This window comes from Streptomyces sp. NPDC093221 (assembly GCF_044753885.1).
GTDB lineage: Bacteria > Actinomycetota > Actinomycetes > Streptomycetales > Streptomycetaceae > Actinacidiphila.
The window spans coordinates 42427-60649 of record NZ_JBIVOA010000014.1 but is presented as its reverse complement, the minus strand read 5'-3'; the positions used below and the strand labels follow the sequence as shown (position 1 = coordinate 60649).

The window sequence follows — 18223 nt, the reverse complement described above, 5'->3', positions numbered from 1 at the left end:
GCCGCGATGCGCCGCAAGTCCAGCCTGGTGCTGCTCGCCCTCGCCGTCTTCTTCGCGACCCTGGCGCCCATGCTGCGCTGGTACGCCTACCCGCGGCTGGCCAAAGTGCCGCCGAGCGAGTACCAGGTCGCCGTCCTCGAGGCGAAGAACGCCACCCTCGTCGACTACTCCAGCCTCACCGCCAAGAAGGTCTCCAAGGTCAGCATCGTGCAGACCCTCAAGGGCAATGTGACGGCGGCCCGGCAGGTCAAGGCCGAGACCGGCAAGGACGTCGTGGTCTGGGACGCGCTCTCCTACGTCGCGGGCCCGGACGGCAAGATGGTCTCGGAGATCCCCGAGCGGTACGTCTTCGACGCGCACACCCAGGAGCCGGTGCACACCGCGAGCGAGTCGGTCGACGGCGATCCGGTCACCCGGCAGGGCATCGAGTTCAAGTTCCCCTTCCTGACCCAGAAGCGCGACTACTACTACTTCGACGCGCAGAGCCGCACCTCCGCGCCGATCCACTACGCGGGCACCCAGCGCTTCCACGGCCTGAAGGTCTACTACTTCGAGCAGACCGTGCCCTGGCAGCGGGTCCCGCTGCCCAAGAAACTGCCCGAGATCGCGCCCGGCGCTCCCGCGCTCACCCCCGAGACGGTCAAGGCCACGGGCATCCAGCGCTGGTACACCACCAAGCGGATGTTCTGGGTCGACCCGACGACCGGCGCGCCCGTCAACGGCGAGGAGATCCACACCGAGGAACTGCGCTTCCCCGCCTCGACCGGCAAAGCACCGGTCACCGCCTTCGCGGGCGACGTGAAGATGCGGCCCGACTACATCGACTCCATCGTCCATCTGGTCAAGACGCAACGGCAGTTGGTGCTGCTGCTCACCAGCTACCTGCCGTGGGGCTTCGGCGGGTTCGCCGCCGCGCTGCTGGCGCTGTCGCTGCTGCTCGAAGCGCGCGGGCGGCGGCCCGCCGACCCGGTGCGCGGTCCGGAGCCCGACCCCGACCGCGCCCCCGACCACCCGGACCCCGTACCGGTCTGACCCACGGCCGGGACCCTGTACGATCCGAGCCGTGCCCGGACCCCCGTACCGGCCGACCTGTCCCGGACCCCGTACCGGTCTGACCCACGGCCCGGACCCCGTACGGGCCGAGCCGTGCCCGGACCCCCGCACCGGCCGACCTGTCCCGGACGCCGTACGGGCCGGGCGGTCGGCCTACGCGCGGCGGCTGTTGTTCGTCCGCTTGGTCGGCTCGGCCGTCGCCGGGTCCTCGGGCCACGGGTGGCGCGGGTAGCGGCCCCGCAGCTCGGCGCGCACCGCGCGGTAGCCGTCACGCCAGAACGAGGCGAGGTCCGCGGTCACCGCCGCGGGCCGCCCCGCGGGCGACAGCAGATGCACCAGCAGCGGCACCCCGGCGATCTCGGGCGTCGCCCGCAGCCCGAACAACTCCTGGAGCTTCACGGCCAGTACGGGCTGGTCGCCGCCGTAGTCGATCCGGATCCGCGAACCGCTCGGCACCTCGAACCGCTCCGGGGCCAGCTCACCGAACCGGGCGGCCTCGCCCGTGGCCCACGGCAGCAGCCGGGGCAGCGCGCCGCCCGCCGAGATCCGCTCCAGATCCGCCCGCCGCCCGGCCCGCGCAAGCTCGGGCCCCAGCCACTCCTCGGCCCGCTCCACCAGCGCCCGCTCCGAGACGTCCGGCCAGTTCCCGCCCAACTCCCGGTGCAGGAAAGCCAGCCGCTGCCGTACCTCACGGGCCTCCCGCGACCAGTGCAGCAAACCGGTGCCCTCGCGCCGCAGCCCGTCGAGCAGCGCGGCCCGCACCGCGTCCCGGTCCGGCCGGCGCAGCGGCGCCGCCGACAGCTCCAGTGCGCCCAGCCGCTCCACCCGGCGCGCCACCACGTCCCCGCCGCGCCAGGCCACCTCCTCGTACGACTCCAGCAGCCCGGCCGCCGCCGCCCGCGCGGTGCCCTCGTCGATCACCGCGGCCACCCGCACCCGCGCGTCCGTCCGCCCGACGCCCCGGTCCGCCACGGCCACCGCCACCCACTCCGCCCCGCCCACGCCCCCGCCGACCTCCGCGCCGGTCCCGGACGCCATCACGTATCCGTCCCCGCTCCGCCGCCGCGCGACCCGCTCGGGAAACGCCAGGGCGACGACGAGCCCGGCCGCCGCGTCGTCCGACAGGCCCCCGCCCGCGGCGCGGCTCGCGGGGGACGGGTGCGCCGCGGAGCGCGGGACGGCGGCGTCCGTCGCGGGCGGGCTCCCTTCCGTCACCGTGCCGCGCAGCCGGTCGGCCTCCGCGCGCCAGCGCGCCGCGTACGGGTCGCCGCCGCGGCGGGCGGTGTGCCAGGCGGCGGTGAGGTCGGAGCCGTAGGAGTGGGGGAGTTCTTCGCTGAGGAGCGCGGTGACCTCGGCGGCGCGGCGGGCGCCGAGCACGGGCGCGGAGTCGAGGAGGGCGCGGGCGAGCCGGGGGTGCAGCCCGAGCCGGGCCAGCCGGCGGCCCCGGTCCAGGGCGCGGCCCGAGGCGTCGACGGCGCCGAGGCCGCGCAGCGTGTCGCGGGCCGCGGCCATCGCGCCCTGCGGCGGGGCGTCCAGCAGAGCGAGCCCGGAGGCGTCCGGATCGCCCCAGCAGGCGGCCTGGAGCGCGAAGGCCGTGAGGTCGGCGAGCGCGATCTCGGGGGAGGGGTGCCGGGGTCTGCGGGCGTCCTCGGCCGTCGGCCAGCAGCGGTAGACGGTGCCGGGACCCTCACGCCCGGCGCGCCCGGCGCGCTGGTCGGAGGCGGCCCGCGACACCCGTACGGTGACCAGCGCGCCGAGGCCCCGCGCGTGGTCCATGCGCGGCTCGCGGGCCAGCCCGCTGTCCACCACGACCCGCACGCCCGGCACGGTCAGACTGGACTCGGCCACGGACGTCGCGAGCAGCACGCGCCGCCGCTCACCGGGCGCCAACGCCGCGTCCTGGACGGCGGCCGGGGCGCGGCCGTGCACCTGGAGCACCTCGATGCCGCCGCCCGCGCCGCCGGAATCCGCGAGGTCCCTGAGCAGACCCGCGACCCGCGCGATCTCCCCGACGCCCGGCAGGAAGCACAGCACGTCCCCGTCGCGCTCCCGCAGCGCCCGCCGCACCACCGTCGCCACATGGTCGAGCAGCGCCCGGTCCACCCGGCCCCCGGCGTGCGTCGCCCGTACGGGACCGGGCGGCGGCGCCCACTCCACAGCCACCGGGTGCAGCACCCCGTCCGCCTCGACCACGGGCGCGGGCGGCCCGTCGGCCCCGCCCAGCAGCGCCGCCCACGCGGCCGTGTCCGTCGTCGCGGACGCCGCGACCAGCCGCAACTCCGGACGCAGCAGGGCCCGTACGTCCAGCAGGAACGCCATGGACGTGTCGGCGTCCAGATGCCGCTCGTGGCACTCGTCGAGCATCACCGTGCTCACGCCCGGCAGTTCCTGGTCGCGCTGGAGCCGTTGCAGCAGCACACCGGTGGTGACCACCTCGACCGCGGTGCGGGCCGAGACCCGCCGCTCGCCGCGGACCGTGAAACCGACGGTCTCGCCGACCCGCTCCCCGAGCAGCCAGGCCATCCGCCGGGCCGCCGCCCGCGCCGCCATCCGCCGCGGCTCCGCGACCAGCACCCGCCCGCCGAACGCGTCGGCGATCAGCAGCGGGACCAGCGTGGTCTTGCCGGTGCCGGGCGGCGCGGCCAGGACGGCGCAGCCCGGCGACCGCAGCGCGGCCAGCAGCTCCGGTACGACGGAGGCCACCGGCAGCGCGCGCCCCTCGGCCCGGATCGCGTACGTACCGGCGCTCCCGCCGGCCGCCCGACCGTCCTGTCCGCCGGCCTTCACTCCGCCGCGCACACGAAGATCGCCGTGCCCGGCAACAGCCGCCCGCGCAGCGGGGACCAGCCGCCCCACTCCTGGTCGTTCCACTCCGGCCACTCGGGCTCGACGAGGTCGACCAGCCGCAGGCCCGCCGCCGCGATCTCGCGGACGCGGTCGCCCAGGGTGCGGTGGTGCTCGACGTACACGGCGATGCCCCGGTCGTCCTCCTCCACGTACGGCGTGCGGTCGAAGTAGGAGGCGACGGCCGTCAGGCCCTCGGGCCCCGGCTCGTCGGGGAAGGCCCAGCGCACCGGGTGGGTGACCGAGAAGACCCAGCGCCCGCCGGGCCGCAGCACCCGCCGCACCTCCCGCTGGACGCGCGCGGTGTCGGCGATGAAGGGGAGCGCGCCGTACGCGGAGACCGCCAGGTCGAACGAGCCGTCGGCGAAGGGCAGGGCGCCCGCGTCGGCCTGGACCAGGGGCACCAGCGGCGCGCCGTCGGCCGAGGACTCGTCGTCGATCCGCCGCGCGTGCTGGAGCTGCCGGAAGGAGAGGTCGAGGGCGACCGGCCGGGCGCCCTGGGCGGCCAGCCAGCGCGAGCACTGGGCGGCGCCCGCGCCGATCTCCAGCACGTCCTTGTCCTTCAGGGCCGCCGTCGGGCCGAGCAGCCCCGCGTCCGCCTCGTCCAGACCCTCAGGGCCCCAGACGAAGCGGGCGTCGCCCAGGAAGTCGCCGTGCTCCACCTGGTAGTCGTCCGCGTTGCGGTCCCACCACCGGCGGTTGGCCCGGCTGCTCTCCGTGACCCCCGCGCTGCGGCGGGTGGCCTCCGGTTCCTCGTGTGCCTCTCGGGGCGCTTCCCGGCGTACGTCCCGGGGATCGGGTCCTTGGATCATCGCGGCAGTCGTCGTACTCTCTGAGAAGACCTGGCACTGGGTGACTTGTGCCGGTTCGGTCCGTTACGCGCCCGGTGGGCTCTTCGTGCGTTGACCGTGCCCGGCTGCCCCCGTATGCTACAAGTTGCGCTGCGAGCCTGCGCGCCTCAGACAGAGCAGGCTGCGCTCGGAATCTGTTGCATACCCCTCGGCCCCACGGCTGTCCGGAATTCGGCAGGAGCGAAAAGGGCTTACGGCGTAGCAGTACCTACGACTTACTGTCCGTACCGGAGTCCTTTCCCTAATGACGAGCAGCACCGAGGCCCCTCGCACCACCCCGCAGGTGGCGGTCAACGACATCGGCAACGAGGAAGCCTTCCTCGCCGCGATCGACGAGACGATCAAGTACTTCAACGACGGCGACATCGTCGACGGCGTCATCGTGAAGGTCGACCGGGACGAGGTCCTGCTCGACATCGGTTACAAGACCGAAGGTGTCATCCCCTCCCGCGAACTCTCCATCAAGCACGACGTCGACCCCAACGAGGTCGTCGCCGTGGGCGATGAGATCGAGGCCCTTGTTCTCCAGAAGGAGGACAAGGAAGGCCGCCTGATCCTCTCGAAGAAGCGCGCTCAGTACGAGCGTGCCTGGGGCACCATCGAGAAGATCAAGGAAGAGGACGGCATCGTCACCGGCACCGTCATCGAGGTCGTCAAGGGTGGTCTCATCCTCGACATCGGCCTCCGTGGCTTCCTGCCGGCGTCGCTCGTCGAGATGCGCCGCGTGCGCGACCTCCAGCCCTACGTGGGCAAGGAGCTCGAGGCCAAGATCATCGAGCTGGACAAGAACCGCAACAACGTGGTCCTGTCCCGCCGTGCCTGGCTTGAGCAGACGCAGAGCGAGGTCCGCCAGACCTTCCTCACCACCCTCCAGAAGGGTCAGGTGCGGTCCGGCGTCGTTTCCTCGATCGTCAACTTCGGTGCGTTCGTGGACCTCGGCGGCGTCGACGGTCTCGTGCACGTCTCCGAGTTGTCCTGGAAGCACATCGACCACCCGTCCGAGGTCGTCGAGGTCGGTCAGGAAGTCACCGTCGAGGTTCTCGACGTGGACATGGACCGCGAGCGTGTCTCCCTGTCGCTGAAGGCGACGCAGGAAGACCCGTGGCAGCAGTTCGCCCGGACCCACCAGATCGGGCAGGTCGTCCCCGGCAAGGTCACCAAGCTCGTCCCGTTCGGCGCGTTCGTCCGCGTCGACGAGGGCATCGAGGGCCTGGTGCACATCTCCGAGTTGGCCGAGCGCCACGTGGAGATCCCGGAGCAGGTCGTCCAGGTCAACGACGAGATCTTCGTCAAGGTCATCGACATCGACCTCGAGCGTCGCCGCATCTCGCTGTCGCTCAAGCAGGCCAACGAGTCCTTCGGCGCCGACCCGGCCTCGGTCGAGTTCGACCCGACGCTCTACGGCATGGCCGCGTCGTACGACGACCAGGGCAACTACATCTACCCCGAGGGCTTCGACCCCGAGACCAACGACTGGCTCGAGGGGTACGACAAGCAGCGCGAGGAGTGGGAGGGCCAGTACGCCACGGCCCAGACCCGCTTCGAGCAGCACCAGGCGCAGGTCATCAAGTCCCGCGAGGCCGACGAGCAGGCCGCGGCCGAGGCCGGTTCCGCCGCCCCCGCCGCGACCGGTGGCCCGGGCGTCTCCGGTGGCTCGTACTCCTCGGAGTCCGACGACACCTCCGGTGCCCTCGCCTCCGACGAGGCCCTCGCCGCCCTCCGCGAGAAGCTCGCGGGCGGCCAGAGCTGACGGCTCTCCGCTAGGCCCAGTCACAACACCGCGGTCCCGCACCCCTCAGGGGGTGCGGGACCGCGGTGCTTTCCCGGTGACCGTGGGGCCCTGGGCGGCCCGGGGGGGCTACGGGGTCACGGGGATGTTGGTCAGGGCCTTGCCGCCGGTGCGCTTGTTGGAGGCGTAGACGGTGGTGGGGCAGTCGGCGGAGTAGTTGGTGACGTAGATCGCCGTCTGCGTGGCGCCCGTGGCGCCGGTGAGGTCGGAGGTGTTGTCGCGGAAGACGGTGCCGCAGCCCCAGCCGGGCTGCTGGGTGTGGGTCTGGTAGCCGTCGTTGAGGGTGCGGGTGCCGGTGTTGCCGGTGATGGTGTAGCCGTTGCCTTTGACGTCGACCCAGGAGTCGTCGTAGTTGGTCATGCTGAGGCCGCTGCCGTCGAAGGTGTTGCCGGAGACCAGGCCGCCGGTGGTGCCTTCCTTGAGGTCGATGTTCTCGGCGCCGATGTTGGGGCCGATGACGTTGTTGAGGATCTGCACCCGGTCGCTCTTGTCGGTCAGGGTGTTGGCGGTGCCGACGTAGACGCCCTCGCCGTATCCCGGCCGCTGGAGCCCGGTGTCGTAGATCCGCGAGTTCTTGATCACGCCGTCCGTGCTGGAGGTGCGGAAGTGCACGCCCTCCATCTGGAGTCCGTGCACGGTCACCGAGTCGATGACGACATGCGCGGCGGCGTCGGTGACGATGCCCTTCTGGCCGCCGGTGACGCTGACCCCCTTGACGGTCCAGTAGCTCGCGCCGTTCAGATAGAGGCCGTAGCCGCCGGAGGAGGTGAGCACGGCGTTCGAGGAGCCGGTGAGCGTGATCCGGTCGGCGGCCGTGCCGGACACGGTGACCTTGAAGTTGCCGGTGTACGTGCCGTCGGCGAGATGGATCGTCTGGCCGGGGGCGGCGGCGGTCAGCGCCGCCTTCAGCTCCTTGGCCGTGGTCACCTCGACGGTGCTCGCCGCGGCGGCCGTCGCCGCACCGGCCGGCGTCGCGTACGAGAGCAGCCCGGCGAGCAGTGCCGCGACGGGCAGGGCCACCGGCAGGGTCAGAAGCGTGTGGGGTCGCATCCGCGTCCTTCCATCGTTCCAAGTATGTGAATCTTGGTCGTCCATGTGAACACATGGACGTAACGAGAGAAGGTAGGGCCCACCCGACGGACCGTCAAGACGTCCGGGTTCCGGGGGGACGCGTGGGAATGGCCGGGCGGGTACGTTCGTTAAGGGGGGAGAGAGCGAGGAGGACGATCATCGTGCTGGATCCGCAAGGGCTGTACGAATACGTGCCGGGCGGGGCCGAGGCCGTCGACGCAGCGGTCGGAGACGCAGGTCCCGTACTGCTGTACCACTTCGAGGGGTACATGGACGCCGGGGACACCGGCGAGCAGATCAGCGAGCAGTTGCTGGACCGCCTGGACAACCAGCTCGTCGCGCGCTTCGACGCCGACCGGCTGGTCGACTACCGCGCCCGCCGCCCGCTGATGACCTTCGAGCGCGACCACTGGACCTCCTACGAGGCACCGGAGATCGACCTCTATCTGGTGCGGGACACCACCGGCACCCCCTTCCTGCTGCTCACCGGCTCCGAGCCGGACGTGGAGTGGGAACGGTTCGCGACCGCCGTGCTCCAGGTCATCGAACGCCTGGGCGTACGCCTCGCCATCAACTTCCACGGCATCCCGATGGGCGTGCCGCACACCCGGCCCGTCGGCCTCACCCCGCACGGCAACCGGGTCGACCTCATGCCCGGCCACCGCGCCTGGTTCGAGGAGGCCCAGGTCCCCGGCAGCGCCGCCTCCCTCATCGAGCTGCGGCTCGCCGAGGCCGGCCGTGACGTGCTCGGCGTCGCCGCCCACGTCCCGCACTACCTGGCGCGTTCGCCCTACCCGGACGCCGCCCTCGCCGTCCTGGAGACGATCACCGCCGCCACCGGCCTCGTCCTCCCCGAGATCGCCCACGCCTTGCGCAATGAGGCGCACACCGTCCGCGTCGAGATCGACCGCCAGGTCGCCGAAGGCGACGGCGAACTCGTCTCCGTCGTCCGCGGCCTCGAGTCCCAGTACGACGCCGTCGCCGGGTCCCAGTCCCGCGAGAGTCTCATCGCCGAGGCCGTCGAGCTTCCTTCCGCCGAGGATCTCGCCGCCGAGTTCGAACGCTTCCTCGCCGACCGCGAGGACGACTAGCGCCTGCGGCGCGCTCACGAAAGAGGGTTCGCGTCCCCAGGGCGCGGGCCCTCTTCCGCTTCCCCTCCGCAAGGTGCGCCGCGCTCGCGCAGGGCCTGGTTTTTACGGGCGCGGCCCCTGGACGGTTCCTTGCGAAGGGCCTGGTTTTCAGGGGCGCGGGGAACTGCGCGGCCCGCCCCCACCGGGCTGCCAGCCCGAAAACTCACAGCATCTGCCCCGCTGGGGCCGGTTTTCGACGGCCGCGCCACCGTTGGTGGCTGAGCGCGCAGTACCCCGCGCCCCTGGGAGGCACCCGCGGAGGCCCGGAGGGCCCGTAAGCTGGCGGCATGCTGAACGTCGGGCTGACCGGTGGAATCGGGTCAGGAAAAAGCTCCGTGGCGAAACTGCTGGTGGCACACGGCGCGATCCTGGTGGACGCGGACCGCATCGCCCGCGAAGTGGTGGAACCCGGCACGGAGGGCCTGGCGGCGGTGACGGCCGAGTTCGGCCCGGACGTGCTGGCGGCGGACGGGACACTGGACCGCCCGAAACTCGGCGCGATCGTCTTCGCGGACGAGGCCCGGCGCCAGGCGCTGAACGCGATCGTGCACCCGCTGGTCGGCCGCAGGTCGCAGGAGCTGCGGGCGGCGGCGGCCCCGGACGACATCGTCGTCAACGACGTACCGCTGCTGGCGGAGAACGACCTGGCCCCGTTCTACGACTTCGTGATCGTCGTGGACGCGGCCCCGGCCACGCAGATCGAGCGCCTGGTGCGGACACGCGGGATGACCGAGGACGAGGCGCGGGCGCGGATGGCGGCGCAGGCCGGCCGCGAGGAGCGCATCGCCGTCGCGGATCTGGTGATCGATAACGACGGCCCGCTGGAGGAGCTGGAGCCCCAGGTCCGCGCGGCGTGGCAGCGGCTGCGGGAGCTGGCGGCGGCCGGGACGGCGTAGTCGCCCGGGGAATGCGGTTGCCGACGACGACGTTGGGTATGTCAGACCAGACGATCAGTCGTCACCCGTGCCCGAATTCAGGGAGGCGGCCTTGCACGAGCGGACCCCAGAGACGCACGTCATCGACTTCCGCGCCGCGGAGCAACTGCTGGAGGCGCGTGACCCGCGCGGCGCCGTACAACTCCTCGACCCGGTGATCTCGGCCCATCCGGAGAACACCGCGGCCCGCCTGCTGCGCGCCCGCGCGTTCTTCGCCGCGGCCCAACTGCGTCCGGCGGAGCTGGAGTTCCAGATAGTGCTGGAGCGCGAGCCGGACAACGCCTTCGCCCACTTCGCGCTAGCCCGTACGCTGCAACGCGCGAACCGCGCCGACGAGGCCCAGCGCCACTTCCGGCTCGCCGCCGCACTCGACCCCCGGCCGGACTATCTGGCCGCAGCCCGTTTCGACGACGCCGGCTGACGGCCGTGGAAGTCGTCGTGGTGCTGCTGATCATCATCGCGGTGGTCGCCCTGATCGGCGTGTCCAGCAGTCTGAGGGTGGTCAAGCAGTACGAGCGCGGGGTGATCTACCGCTTCGGCCGGGTCAACCGGCTCCCCAAGGAGCCGGGCCCGCGCATGCTGGTGCCGTTCGTGGACAAGATGACCAAGGTCAACATGCAGGTCGTCACCATGCCGGTGCCGTCCCAGGACGGCATCACCCGCGACAACGTGTCGGTACGGGTCGACGCGGTGCTCTACTTCCGGGTCATCGACCCGATCCGGGCCACCGTGGACGTGCAGAACTACCAGTTCGCGATGTTGCAGGTGGCACAGACCTCGCTGCGCTCCATCATCGGCAAGAGCGAACTCGACGATCTGCTGTCCGGCCGCGAACGCCTGCACGAGGGGCTGGAGTTGATGCTGTCCACGCCCGCCACCGGCTGGGGCGTCCACATCGACCGCGTCGAGATCAAGGACGTGGCGCTGCCGGAGTCCATGAAGCGGTCGATGGCCCGGCAGGCGGAGGCGGACCGGGAGCGGCGGGCCCGGATCATCACCGCCGACGGTGAGTTGCAGGCGTCCCAGAAGCTCTCCGAGGCGGCCAGGACCATGGACGCGAACCCGTCCGCCCTCCAACTGCGCCTCCTCCAGACGGTGGTGGAGGTCGCGGCGGAGAAGAACTCGACCCTGGTGATGCCCTTCCCCGTCGAGATGCTGCGCTTCTTCGACCGGGCCGCGAACTCCGGCGCGAATTCCGGTGCGAACACCGGCGGCAGCCAGGACACGAAGCCGGTCGAGAAGACGGCGGCGCCTGCGGCGACGGACGAACTGACGGACGCGGAACCGCGGTCCGCCGTCGAGGCCGCGGCCGAGGAGCCGCCCGCGATCGACCGGAAGCCGCCGGGCCCGATCCAGATCCCGGACCCGCGCACGTCCGAGGAGTGAGCGACGAAGCCGTAACGGCAGGGAAGGCCAGGGCAGGAACGGGACGGGAGCGGGCGGGTCACTCCGCCCGCTCCCGCGCGTCAGCCCCGCGTCAGCGCGTCCAGTCGATCTTGAACACCCACGCGTACCGCCCCTTCGCCCGCGCCGCCGCGGGCACCCGTACGGTCAGCGTGCCGCCGTCGAACTCCCAGTCCAGCGGCCGGTCGTGGCCGAGCATCGTCACCCGGTCGCCCTTGCGGACCGGCAGCGGAGCGGTCGTTGACCGTGACGTCCTCCCGCCGCGCGGCGCGGGGTCGGACGTGCGGAGCCTGCTCAGGTCATCAGAACAGCGGTGCGGGCAGCACGCCCTCCAGCGCCAGCAGCGTGCGCTTGATCTCCAGGCCGCCGCCGAAACCGCCTATGCCGCCGTCGCTCTCCACCACCCGGTGGCACGGCACCACCAGCGGTATCGGATTCGCGCCCATCGCCGTCCCGACCGCGCGGGCCGCCCCGCGCTCGCCCACCCGGTCGGCCAGGTCCTGGTACCCGACGACCGTGCCGTACGGCACCCCGGCCGCCAGCTCGCGCAGCACCCGACGGTTGAAGCCGGTGATCAGCGACCAGTCCAGAGCGAGCGAGAACTCCTTCAGCGCACCCGCGAAGTACGCCTCCATCTGCTCGGTGACCGGCGCCAGCCGGGCCGCGTCCTCGACCGGCTCGCCGCCCAGCCGCCGCCCCATCGACGCCACCGCGCGCCGTACCGCCGCCTCGTCCGCCCGGAATCCGACATTGACCAGCCCCTCGTCGGTCGCCGCCAGCAGCAGCGGCCCGATCGGGGTCTCCATGACCGTCCAGGCGGTGTCGTTCGTCACGCTGCCAGCCTAGATCGGGGGTCCGACAACGCCCCGCCGCCGCGATCCGCCCGGCAAACACGGCCGCCGCAAGGCCCGTCACCGGAAGTGACCGGGTGGTCACACGAGGGGAAGTGGCCGCCCCGGCGGCGGCCCGCCCGTCCGGGCCCGGACGATTGTCGGTGGTGGGTCGTACGGTGGTGACATGCGGCCCGTATCAGACATCGAACGCAGTGTGGCGCCCTTCAAGGTCGTCAGCCCCTACCAGCCCAGCGGCGACCAGCCCACCGCCATCGACGACCTCGAGAAGCGGATCCGCGGTGACGAGCAGGACGTCGTGCTGCTCGGCGCGACCGGTACGGGCAAGTCCGCGACCACCGCGTGGATGATCGAGCGGCTCCAGCGCCCCACCCTGGTCATGGCGCCGAACAAGACGCTCGCCGCCCAGCTCGCCAACGAATTCCGCGAGCTGCTGCCGAACAACGCGGTCGAGTACTTCGTCTCGTACTACGACTACTACCAGCCCGAGGCGTACGTCCCGCAGACGGACACGTACATCGAGAAGGACTCCTCGATCAACGAGGAGGTGGAGCGGCTGCGGCACTCCACCACCAATTCGCTGCTGACCCGGCGCGATGTCGTCGTGGTCGCCTCCGTGTCCTGCATCTACGGCCTCGGCACCCCGCAGGAGTACATCGACCGCATGGTGCGGCTCAATGTCGGCGACGTCATCGACCGCGACCAGCTCCTGCGGAAATTCGTCGACATCCAGTACGCGCGCAACGACGTGGCCTTCGCCCGCGGCACCTTCCGGGTACGCGGCGACACCATCGAGATCTTCCCGGTCTACGAGGAACTGGCCGTCCGCATCGAGATGTTCGGCGACGAGATCGAGGCGCTCTACACACTGCACCCGCTCACCGGCGAGGTGATCACCGAGGACCGGCAGATCTACGTCTTCCCCGCCACCCACTACGTCGCGGGCCCCGAGCGGATGGAACGCGCCATCGCGGGCATCGAGAAGGAGCTGGAGGGCCAGCTCGCCCTGATGGAGAAGCAGGGCAAGCTGCTGGAGGCCCAGCGGCTGCGGATGCGCACCACGTACGACATCGAGATGATGCGGCAGATCGGCACCTGCTCCGGCATCGAGAACTACTCGCGGCACATCGACGGCCGCGAGCAGGGCTCCGCGCCCGACACCCTCATCGACTACTTCCCCGAGGACTTCCTGCTGGTCATCGACGAGTCGCATGTCACCGTGCCGCAGATCGGCGCGATGTACGAGGGCGACGCGTCCCGCAAGCGCACCCTGGTCGACCACGGCTTCCGGCTGCCGTCCGCGCTCGACAACCGGCCGCTGAAGTGGGAGGAGTTCCTGACCCGCGTCGGCCAGACCGTCTACCTGTCCGCGACACCCGGAAAGTACGAGCTGTCCCGCGGCGACGGCGTGGTCGAGCAGATCATCCGCCCGACCGGCCTGGTCGACCCCGAGGTCATCGTCAAGCCCACCGAGGGCCAGATCGACGACCTGGTGCACGAGATCCGGCTGCGCACGGAGAAGGACGAGCGCGTCCTGGTCACCACCCTCACCAAGAAGATGTCCGAGGACCTCACCGACTACCTGCTCGAACTGGGCATCCAGGTGCGGTATCTGCACAGCGACATCGACACCCTGCGCCGCGTCGAGCTGCTGCGCGAACTGCGGGCCGGTGAGTACGACGTCCTGGTCGGCATCAACCTGCTGCGTGAGGGCCTCGACCTGCCCGAGGTGTCGCTGGTGGCGATCCTCGACGCCGACAAGGAGGGCTTCCTGCGCTCGGGCACCTCGCTGATCCAGACCATCGGCCGCGCCGCCCGTAACGTGTCGGGCCAGGTCCACATGTACGCGGACCGGATCACCCCGGCGATGGAGAAGGCCATCGAGGAGACCAACCGCCGCCGCGAGAAGCAGATCGCGTACAACAAGGAACGCGGCGTCGACCCGCAGCCGCTGCGGAAGAAGATCGCCGGAATCCTGGACTCCTTCGCCCGCGAGGACGCCGACACCGAGGAGCTGCTGGGCTCCGGGCGGCAGCGCTCGCGGGGCAAGGCGCCGGTGCCAGGACTGTCCGCCCGCGCGGGCGAGAAGCGCGGGGCGAAGACGCTGCCCGCCGAGGAGCTGGCCGACCTGATCGCTCAGCTCACCGACCAGATGCACGCGGCGGCCGGCGAGCTGCAATTCGAGGTGGCCGCCCGGCTCAGGGACGAACTGGGCGAGCTGAAGAAGGAGTTGCGCCAGATGAGAGAAGCGGGAATGGCGTGACGCGGGACCGGCGACCGGCCGGTGTTCGCCAGGAATCGCCACGCGGCGAACCGGGATACCGTTGCACGGCGTCTTGTTAGGGTGCGGGACAACCGCACACACGGGTGAGAGGGGACAGCGCGTGACGGTCAACATGACCAAGGGCCAGAAGATCAGCCTGAGCAAGTCCGACGGAGGGACGCTGACGGCGATCCGGATGGGGCTGGGCTGGCAGGCCGCGCCGCGCCGCGGACTGTTCGGGTCCCGCACCCGGGAGATCGACCTGGACGCCTCGGCCGTGCTCTTCGCGGACAAGCAGCCGGTCGACGTGGTGTTCTTCCAGCACCTGACCAGCGACGACGGCTCGGTCCGGCACACCGGTGACAATCTGGTCGGCGGCGCGGGCCAGGGCGGCGACGACGAGTCGATCATCGTCGACCTCCAGCGCGTACCGGTCCACGTCGACCAGATCGTCTTCACGGTGAACTCCTTCACCGGCCAGACCTTCGCCGAGGTGCAGAACGCGTTCTGCCGCCTGGTCGACGAGACCAACGGGCAGGAGCTGGCCCGCTACACGCTGACCGGCGGCGGCCAGTACACGGCGCAGATCATGGCCAAGGTGCAGCGCGGCGCGACCGGCTGGTCGATGACGGCCATCGGCACGGCGGCCAACGGCCGGACGTTCCAGGACCTCATCCCGGCCATTCTGCCCGCGCTCTGAGGCCGCACGGCCGCTGACGCGGCCCCCGGCCCGCGGGCCGGAACACGTACACACGCATAACGGGAACGGGGGGCGGCGGACATGACGGCCGAACTGGTCCGGGGACAGAACCATCCGCTGCCGGGCACCCGGATGGAGATCCGGGTGTCGGCGGGCACCCCGGTGGTGGCCGCGGTCACCCTCGGGGACGAGCGGGGGCGGGTCGTCGGCGACTCCTCGCAGTGGCTGGCGCACCCCGGCGCGCCGCAGCTCCCCGGCGTCGAGGTGCCCCGGCAGGCCGCCGCCGAGCACCGGCTCGCGGTGGACCTCGGCGCGATGCCGCCGCAGGTGCACCGGGTGCACGTACTGCTGGCTCTCCCGGGCGCCGCGGGCCGCCCCGGCGCGCCCGCCGCCTTCGGCGCCGCCCCCGCCCCGCATCTCGCCGTCACCACCACCGAGGGCGAGGCCGTCGCCGGATTCACCATGACCGGCCTCGGCCCCGAGACGGCCCTGCTGGCCATCGAGCTGTACCGGCGGCAGGGCGCCTGGAAGGTGCGCGCCGTCGGCCAGGGGTACGAGGGCGGTCTGCCCGCGCTGCTGCTCGACCAGGGTGTCCCGGAGCCCGCCGGGGTGGCCGCGGGCATTGACGAGGCGGTGGGGCGCGAGCTGTCCCGCTCGGTCGACCTGCCCGCCGCGCCGCGTACGGTCCCGCCGCCGCAGCCGGAAACCGCGGCCCCGGCCGCCGCTCCGGGCGACGGCCGGACCACCGCGTCCTCAGGACCGGTCGACTACCGGCACCCGCGGCGCAAGGCCGCCGCCACCGCGCCGCCCCCGCCCGCTCAGGGACCGGCCCAGGGCCGGCCGGGCTCGCCGTACGACGCCCCGCCCGCCGCGCCGCGGCCGTCCTCCGGCGGACAGCCCGGCACCCCGCCCGTCCCCGTCGCGGGCGACGCCTCCGGCTGGACGATGGAGGAGCGGCTGCACAATCAGGTGTGGGGCATGTTCGAGGACCTGGCCCGCACCATCGCCGCCTACCGCAGCGCGGTGGACTTCGCCGAGTCCCGCTTCGAGCAGGAGCTCGACCGGCTGCTCGCCGACCCCGCGACCCGCGGCGGACAGGCCGCGGACGCCGCCCGCGACCAGGCGCAGGCCCGGCAGTTCGCGCTGGTCGACCAGGCCCGCGCCGTGCTCGACCGGGACATCGCGCAGCTCGTCGCCGAGGCCGAGGTCGTCGAGCCCGCGCTGCCCGCCGCCTTCGCGGGCTGGGAGAATCCGGTGTGGCACGCCTACCGGGTGCCCGACCAGCCGCCGCTCGCCGTACGGCTCGGCGGCCTCTACCTGCCCGAGGCGCCCGAACTGCGCATCCCGCTGCTGGCCCGGCTGCCGCTGGACCGCGGTCTGTGGATCGACAGCGAGGAGGACCGCAGGGTCGCCATGGACACCGCCGTGGCGATCGCCGCCCGGCTGCTCGCCTCGTACCCGGTGGGCGGTTTCGCGGTGCACGCCCTCGACCCCGCGGGCTCCGGCTCCGCCGCGCTCGCCCCGCTCACCGGCAGCGGTGCCGTGCTGATGCCGTCGGCCGGGGGCGCGGCCGGGGTCGGCGAGGTGCTGAACCGGCTGACCGAACGCGTCGATCTGCTCCAGATGGCGCTGCGCGGCGGCGCCGCCGACTCGCTGCCGCCCGGCTTCGACACCGCCGAGCAGCTTCTGATCGTCAACGAGTTCCCGTACGGCTTCGACGACCGGGCGGTCACCCAACTGCGCTATCTCGCCGACGAGGGACCGCGCGCCGGGGTGCACCTGCTGCTGGTCGCCGACCGCGAGGACGCGTCCGCGTACGGGCCGGTGCTCGATCCGCTGTGGCGCTCGCTGCTGCGGCTCACCCCGCTGCCCAGCGACCACCTGGCCGACCCGTGGGTGGGGCACGCCTGGACGTTCGAGCCGTCGCTGGTGCCGCCGGGCAGCCAGGTGCTCGCACAGGTGCTCAGGGAGATCGCGGCGGCCCGCCCGGCCTACGGCCCCTGACCGGTCGTGCCGGGTCCTGCGCCGGTGCTTTACCGGCTTTACGGCTCTGACCTGCACGCTTGTGCGATTCTTTACTAACTCTTGGGCAATTCGTGTACTGTTCTTGGTGCGGAGTGAAACCTCCCCCTGAACGGATTCAAGTGGTGGGGACCTCCCGCAGCGACGACGCTGACAGTTGCCGTATCGAATTGCCGGAGGACCTGTGGATGTCTCCCTCGCCCTCTGGGCGCTCACCATCGCCGGACTGATCGCCCTGATCGCCGTTGACTTCGTCATCGGCCGCACCCCGCACGACGTCTCCGTCAAGGAGGCAGGGGCCTGGACGATCGTCTGGGTCGTACTCGCCGGGCTCTTCGGGCTCGGCCTGCTCGTCTTCTCCGGCGGCCAGCCGGCGGGCGAGTTCTTCGCCGGTTACATCACCGAGAAGTCGCTGAGCGTCGACAACCTCTTCGTCTTCGTCCTGATCATGTCCAAATTCGCGGTGCCGTCCCAGTACCAGCAGCGCGTACTGCTGGTGGGCGTGCTGATAGCGCTGGTGCTCCGCGCGGTGTTCATCGCGGGCGGCGCGGCGATCATCGCCAGCTTCTCGTGGGTCTTCTACATCTTCGGCGCCTTCCTCATCTGGACCGCCTGGAAGCTCATCCAGGACGCCCGTTCGGACGACGAGGACGAGGAATTCGAGGAGAACCGGCTGCTCAAGGCGGTCGAGAAGCGCGTGCCGTCCACCGACAAGTACCACGGCACCCGGCTGTTCATCACGGAGAACGGCAAGCGGCTGATGACGCCGATGCTCGTCGTGATGCTCGCCATCGGCACCACCGACGTGCTCTTCGCGCTCGACTCGATCCCCGCGATCTTCGGCCTCACCCAGGACCCGTACATCGTCTTCACCGCCAACGCGTTCGCCCTGATGGGCCTGCGCCAGCTCTATTTCCTGATCGGCGGCCTGCTCAAGAAGCTGGTCCACCTGTCGTACGGGCTGTCGGTGATCCTCGGCTTCATCGGCGTCAAGCTGGTGCTGCACGCGTTGCACGAGTCCGGTGTGCACGTGCCGGAGATCTCCATCCCCGTCTCGCTCGGCGTCATCGTCCTCGTCCTCGCGGTCACCACCGCCACCAGCCTGGTCGCCTCCAAGCGGCAGGCGGAGGCCGAGGCCGCCGCCTCCGAGGACGAGGAGCGCCCCGCGACGCCGGTCCGCTGACCGGTCCCTCCGCACTCCCTCCGTAACCCCCTCCATACCGACCCCTCCGTACCGACCCCTTCGCGCAGACCGCTCCGTCACGAGGGCTACCGTGGCCCTCGTAACGGAGCGGTTGTGCGTGGCGTGT

Annotated in this window: 15 protein-coding genes; 10 read left to right on the top strand and 5 right to left on the bottom strand. The window is 71.8% G+C overall.

Features of this window, described 5'->3' with window-relative positions; genetic code table 11:
* Positions 1–6 precede the first annotated feature (6 nt).
* Positions 7–1032 (top strand): DUF3068 domain-containing protein, encoded by a 1026-nt coding sequence (locus ACIQCJ_RS34310; RefSeq protein WP_402713734.1) that lies wholly within the window; start codon positions 7–9, stop codon positions 1030–1032.
* Between the two features lie 174 nt (positions 1033–1206).
* On the opposite strand, the gene hrpB is transcribed toward ACIQCJ_RS34310, so the two are convergent.
* Together hrpB and ACIQCJ_RS34300 are read right to left on the bottom strand one after the other, a co-directional pair.
* Entirely contained in the window at positions 1207–3783 is a 2577-nt protein-coding gene (gene hrpB, locus ACIQCJ_RS34305; protein ID WP_402713780.1) for an ATP-dependent helicase HrpB, read from the bottom strand.
* Positions 3784–3836: 53 nt separating this feature from the next.
* Positions 3837–4709 carry a class I SAM-dependent methyltransferase gene (locus tag ACIQCJ_RS34300; RefSeq protein ID WP_355333945.1) on the bottom strand — a complete coding sequence of 291 codons (873 nt, stop codon included), beginning with the start codon at positions 4707–4709 and terminating at the stop codon, positions 3837–3839.
* Between the two features lie 283 nt (positions 4710–4992).
* Between ACIQCJ_RS34300 and rpsA the strand changes: the two genes are divergently transcribed.
* Complete coding sequence (gene rpsA, locus ACIQCJ_RS34295; protein WP_188283396.1) at positions 4993–6498, top strand: 30S ribosomal protein S1; 1506 nt, start codon at positions 4993–4995, stop codon at positions 6496–6498.
* Positions 6499–6606: 108 nt separating this feature from the next.
* Here rpsA and ACIQCJ_RS34290 read toward each other — a convergent pair whose 3' ends face one another.
* On the bottom strand, positions 6607–7587 hold the full coding sequence (locus ACIQCJ_RS34290) for a right-handed parallel beta-helix repeat-containing protein (RefSeq protein WP_391159708.1): 981 nt from the start codon (positions 7585–7587) through the stop codon (positions 6607–6609).
* Positions 7588–7769: 182 nt separating this feature from the next.
* Between ACIQCJ_RS34290 and ACIQCJ_RS34285 the strand changes: the two genes are divergently transcribed.
* The 4 genes from ACIQCJ_RS34285 (at position 7770) to ACIQCJ_RS34270 (ending at position 11059) form a co-directional block, all read left to right on the top strand.
* Positions 7770–8699, top strand: a complete 930-nt coding sequence (locus tag ACIQCJ_RS34285) for a PAC2 family protein (protein WP_401313385.1) — start codon at positions 7770–7772, stop codon at positions 8697–8699.
* A 326-nt stretch (positions 8700–9025) separates the two neighbouring features.
* On the top strand, positions 9026–9634 hold the full coding sequence (coaE, locus tag ACIQCJ_RS34280) for a dephospho-CoA kinase (protein ID WP_355333939.1): 609 nt from the start codon (positions 9026–9028) through the stop codon (positions 9632–9634).
* Positions 9635–9725: 91 nt separating this feature from the next.
* On the top strand, positions 9726–10094 hold the full coding sequence (locus tag ACIQCJ_RS34275; RefSeq protein ID WP_188283400.1) for a tetratricopeptide repeat protein: 369 nt from the start codon (positions 9726–9728) through the stop codon (positions 10092–10094).
* Positions 10095–10099: 5 nt separating this feature from the next.
* Entirely contained in the window at positions 10100–11059 is a 960-nt protein-coding gene (locus ACIQCJ_RS34270) for a slipin family protein (RefSeq protein ID WP_401856620.1), read from the top strand.
* A gap of 91 nt (positions 11060–11150) precedes the next feature.
* Here ACIQCJ_RS34270 and ACIQCJ_RS34265 read toward each other — a convergent pair whose 3' ends face one another.
* Positions 11151–11282: a hypothetical protein gene (locus ACIQCJ_RS34265; RefSeq protein WP_401856619.1), complete on the bottom strand. Its 132-nt coding sequence runs from the start codon at positions 11280–11282 to the stop codon at positions 11151–11153.
* A gap of 97 nt (positions 11283–11379) precedes the next feature.
* Positions 11380–11883 carry a methylated-DNA--[protein]-cysteine S-methyltransferase gene (locus ACIQCJ_RS34260; protein ID WP_355334689.1) on the bottom strand — a complete coding sequence of 168 codons (504 nt, stop codon included), beginning with the start codon at positions 11881–11883 and terminating at the stop codon, positions 11380–11382.
* 211 nt (positions 11884–12094) lie between these two features.
* Between ACIQCJ_RS34260 and uvrB the strand changes: the two genes are divergently transcribed.
* The 4 genes from uvrB to ACIQCJ_RS34240 all read left to right on the top strand — a co-directional run bounded on the left by uvrB (position 12095) and on the right by ACIQCJ_RS34240 (position 18096).
* A complete protein-coding gene (uvrB, locus tag ACIQCJ_RS34255; protein ID WP_401313377.1) occupies positions 12095–14191 on the top strand; it encodes an excinuclease ABC subunit UvrB in 2097 nt (698 codons plus the stop codon).
* 121 nt (positions 14192–14312) lie between these two features.
* Complete coding sequence (locus tag ACIQCJ_RS34250) at positions 14313–14891, top strand: TerD family protein (RefSeq protein ID WP_355333929.1); 579 nt, start codon at positions 14313–14315, stop codon at positions 14889–14891.
* A gap of 81 nt (positions 14892–14972) precedes the next feature.
* A complete protein-coding gene (locus tag ACIQCJ_RS34245) occupies positions 14973–16895 on the top strand; it encodes a TerD family protein (protein WP_402713729.1) in 1923 nt (640 codons plus the stop codon).
* Positions 16896–17097: 202 nt separating this feature from the next.
* The gene (locus tag ACIQCJ_RS34240) at positions 17098–18096 is read left to right on the top strand and encodes a TerC family protein (protein WP_355333925.1); all 999 of its coding nucleotides are present in this window, start codon (positions 17098–17100) and stop codon (positions 18094–18096) included.
* Positions 18097–18223 lie beyond the last annotated feature (127 nt).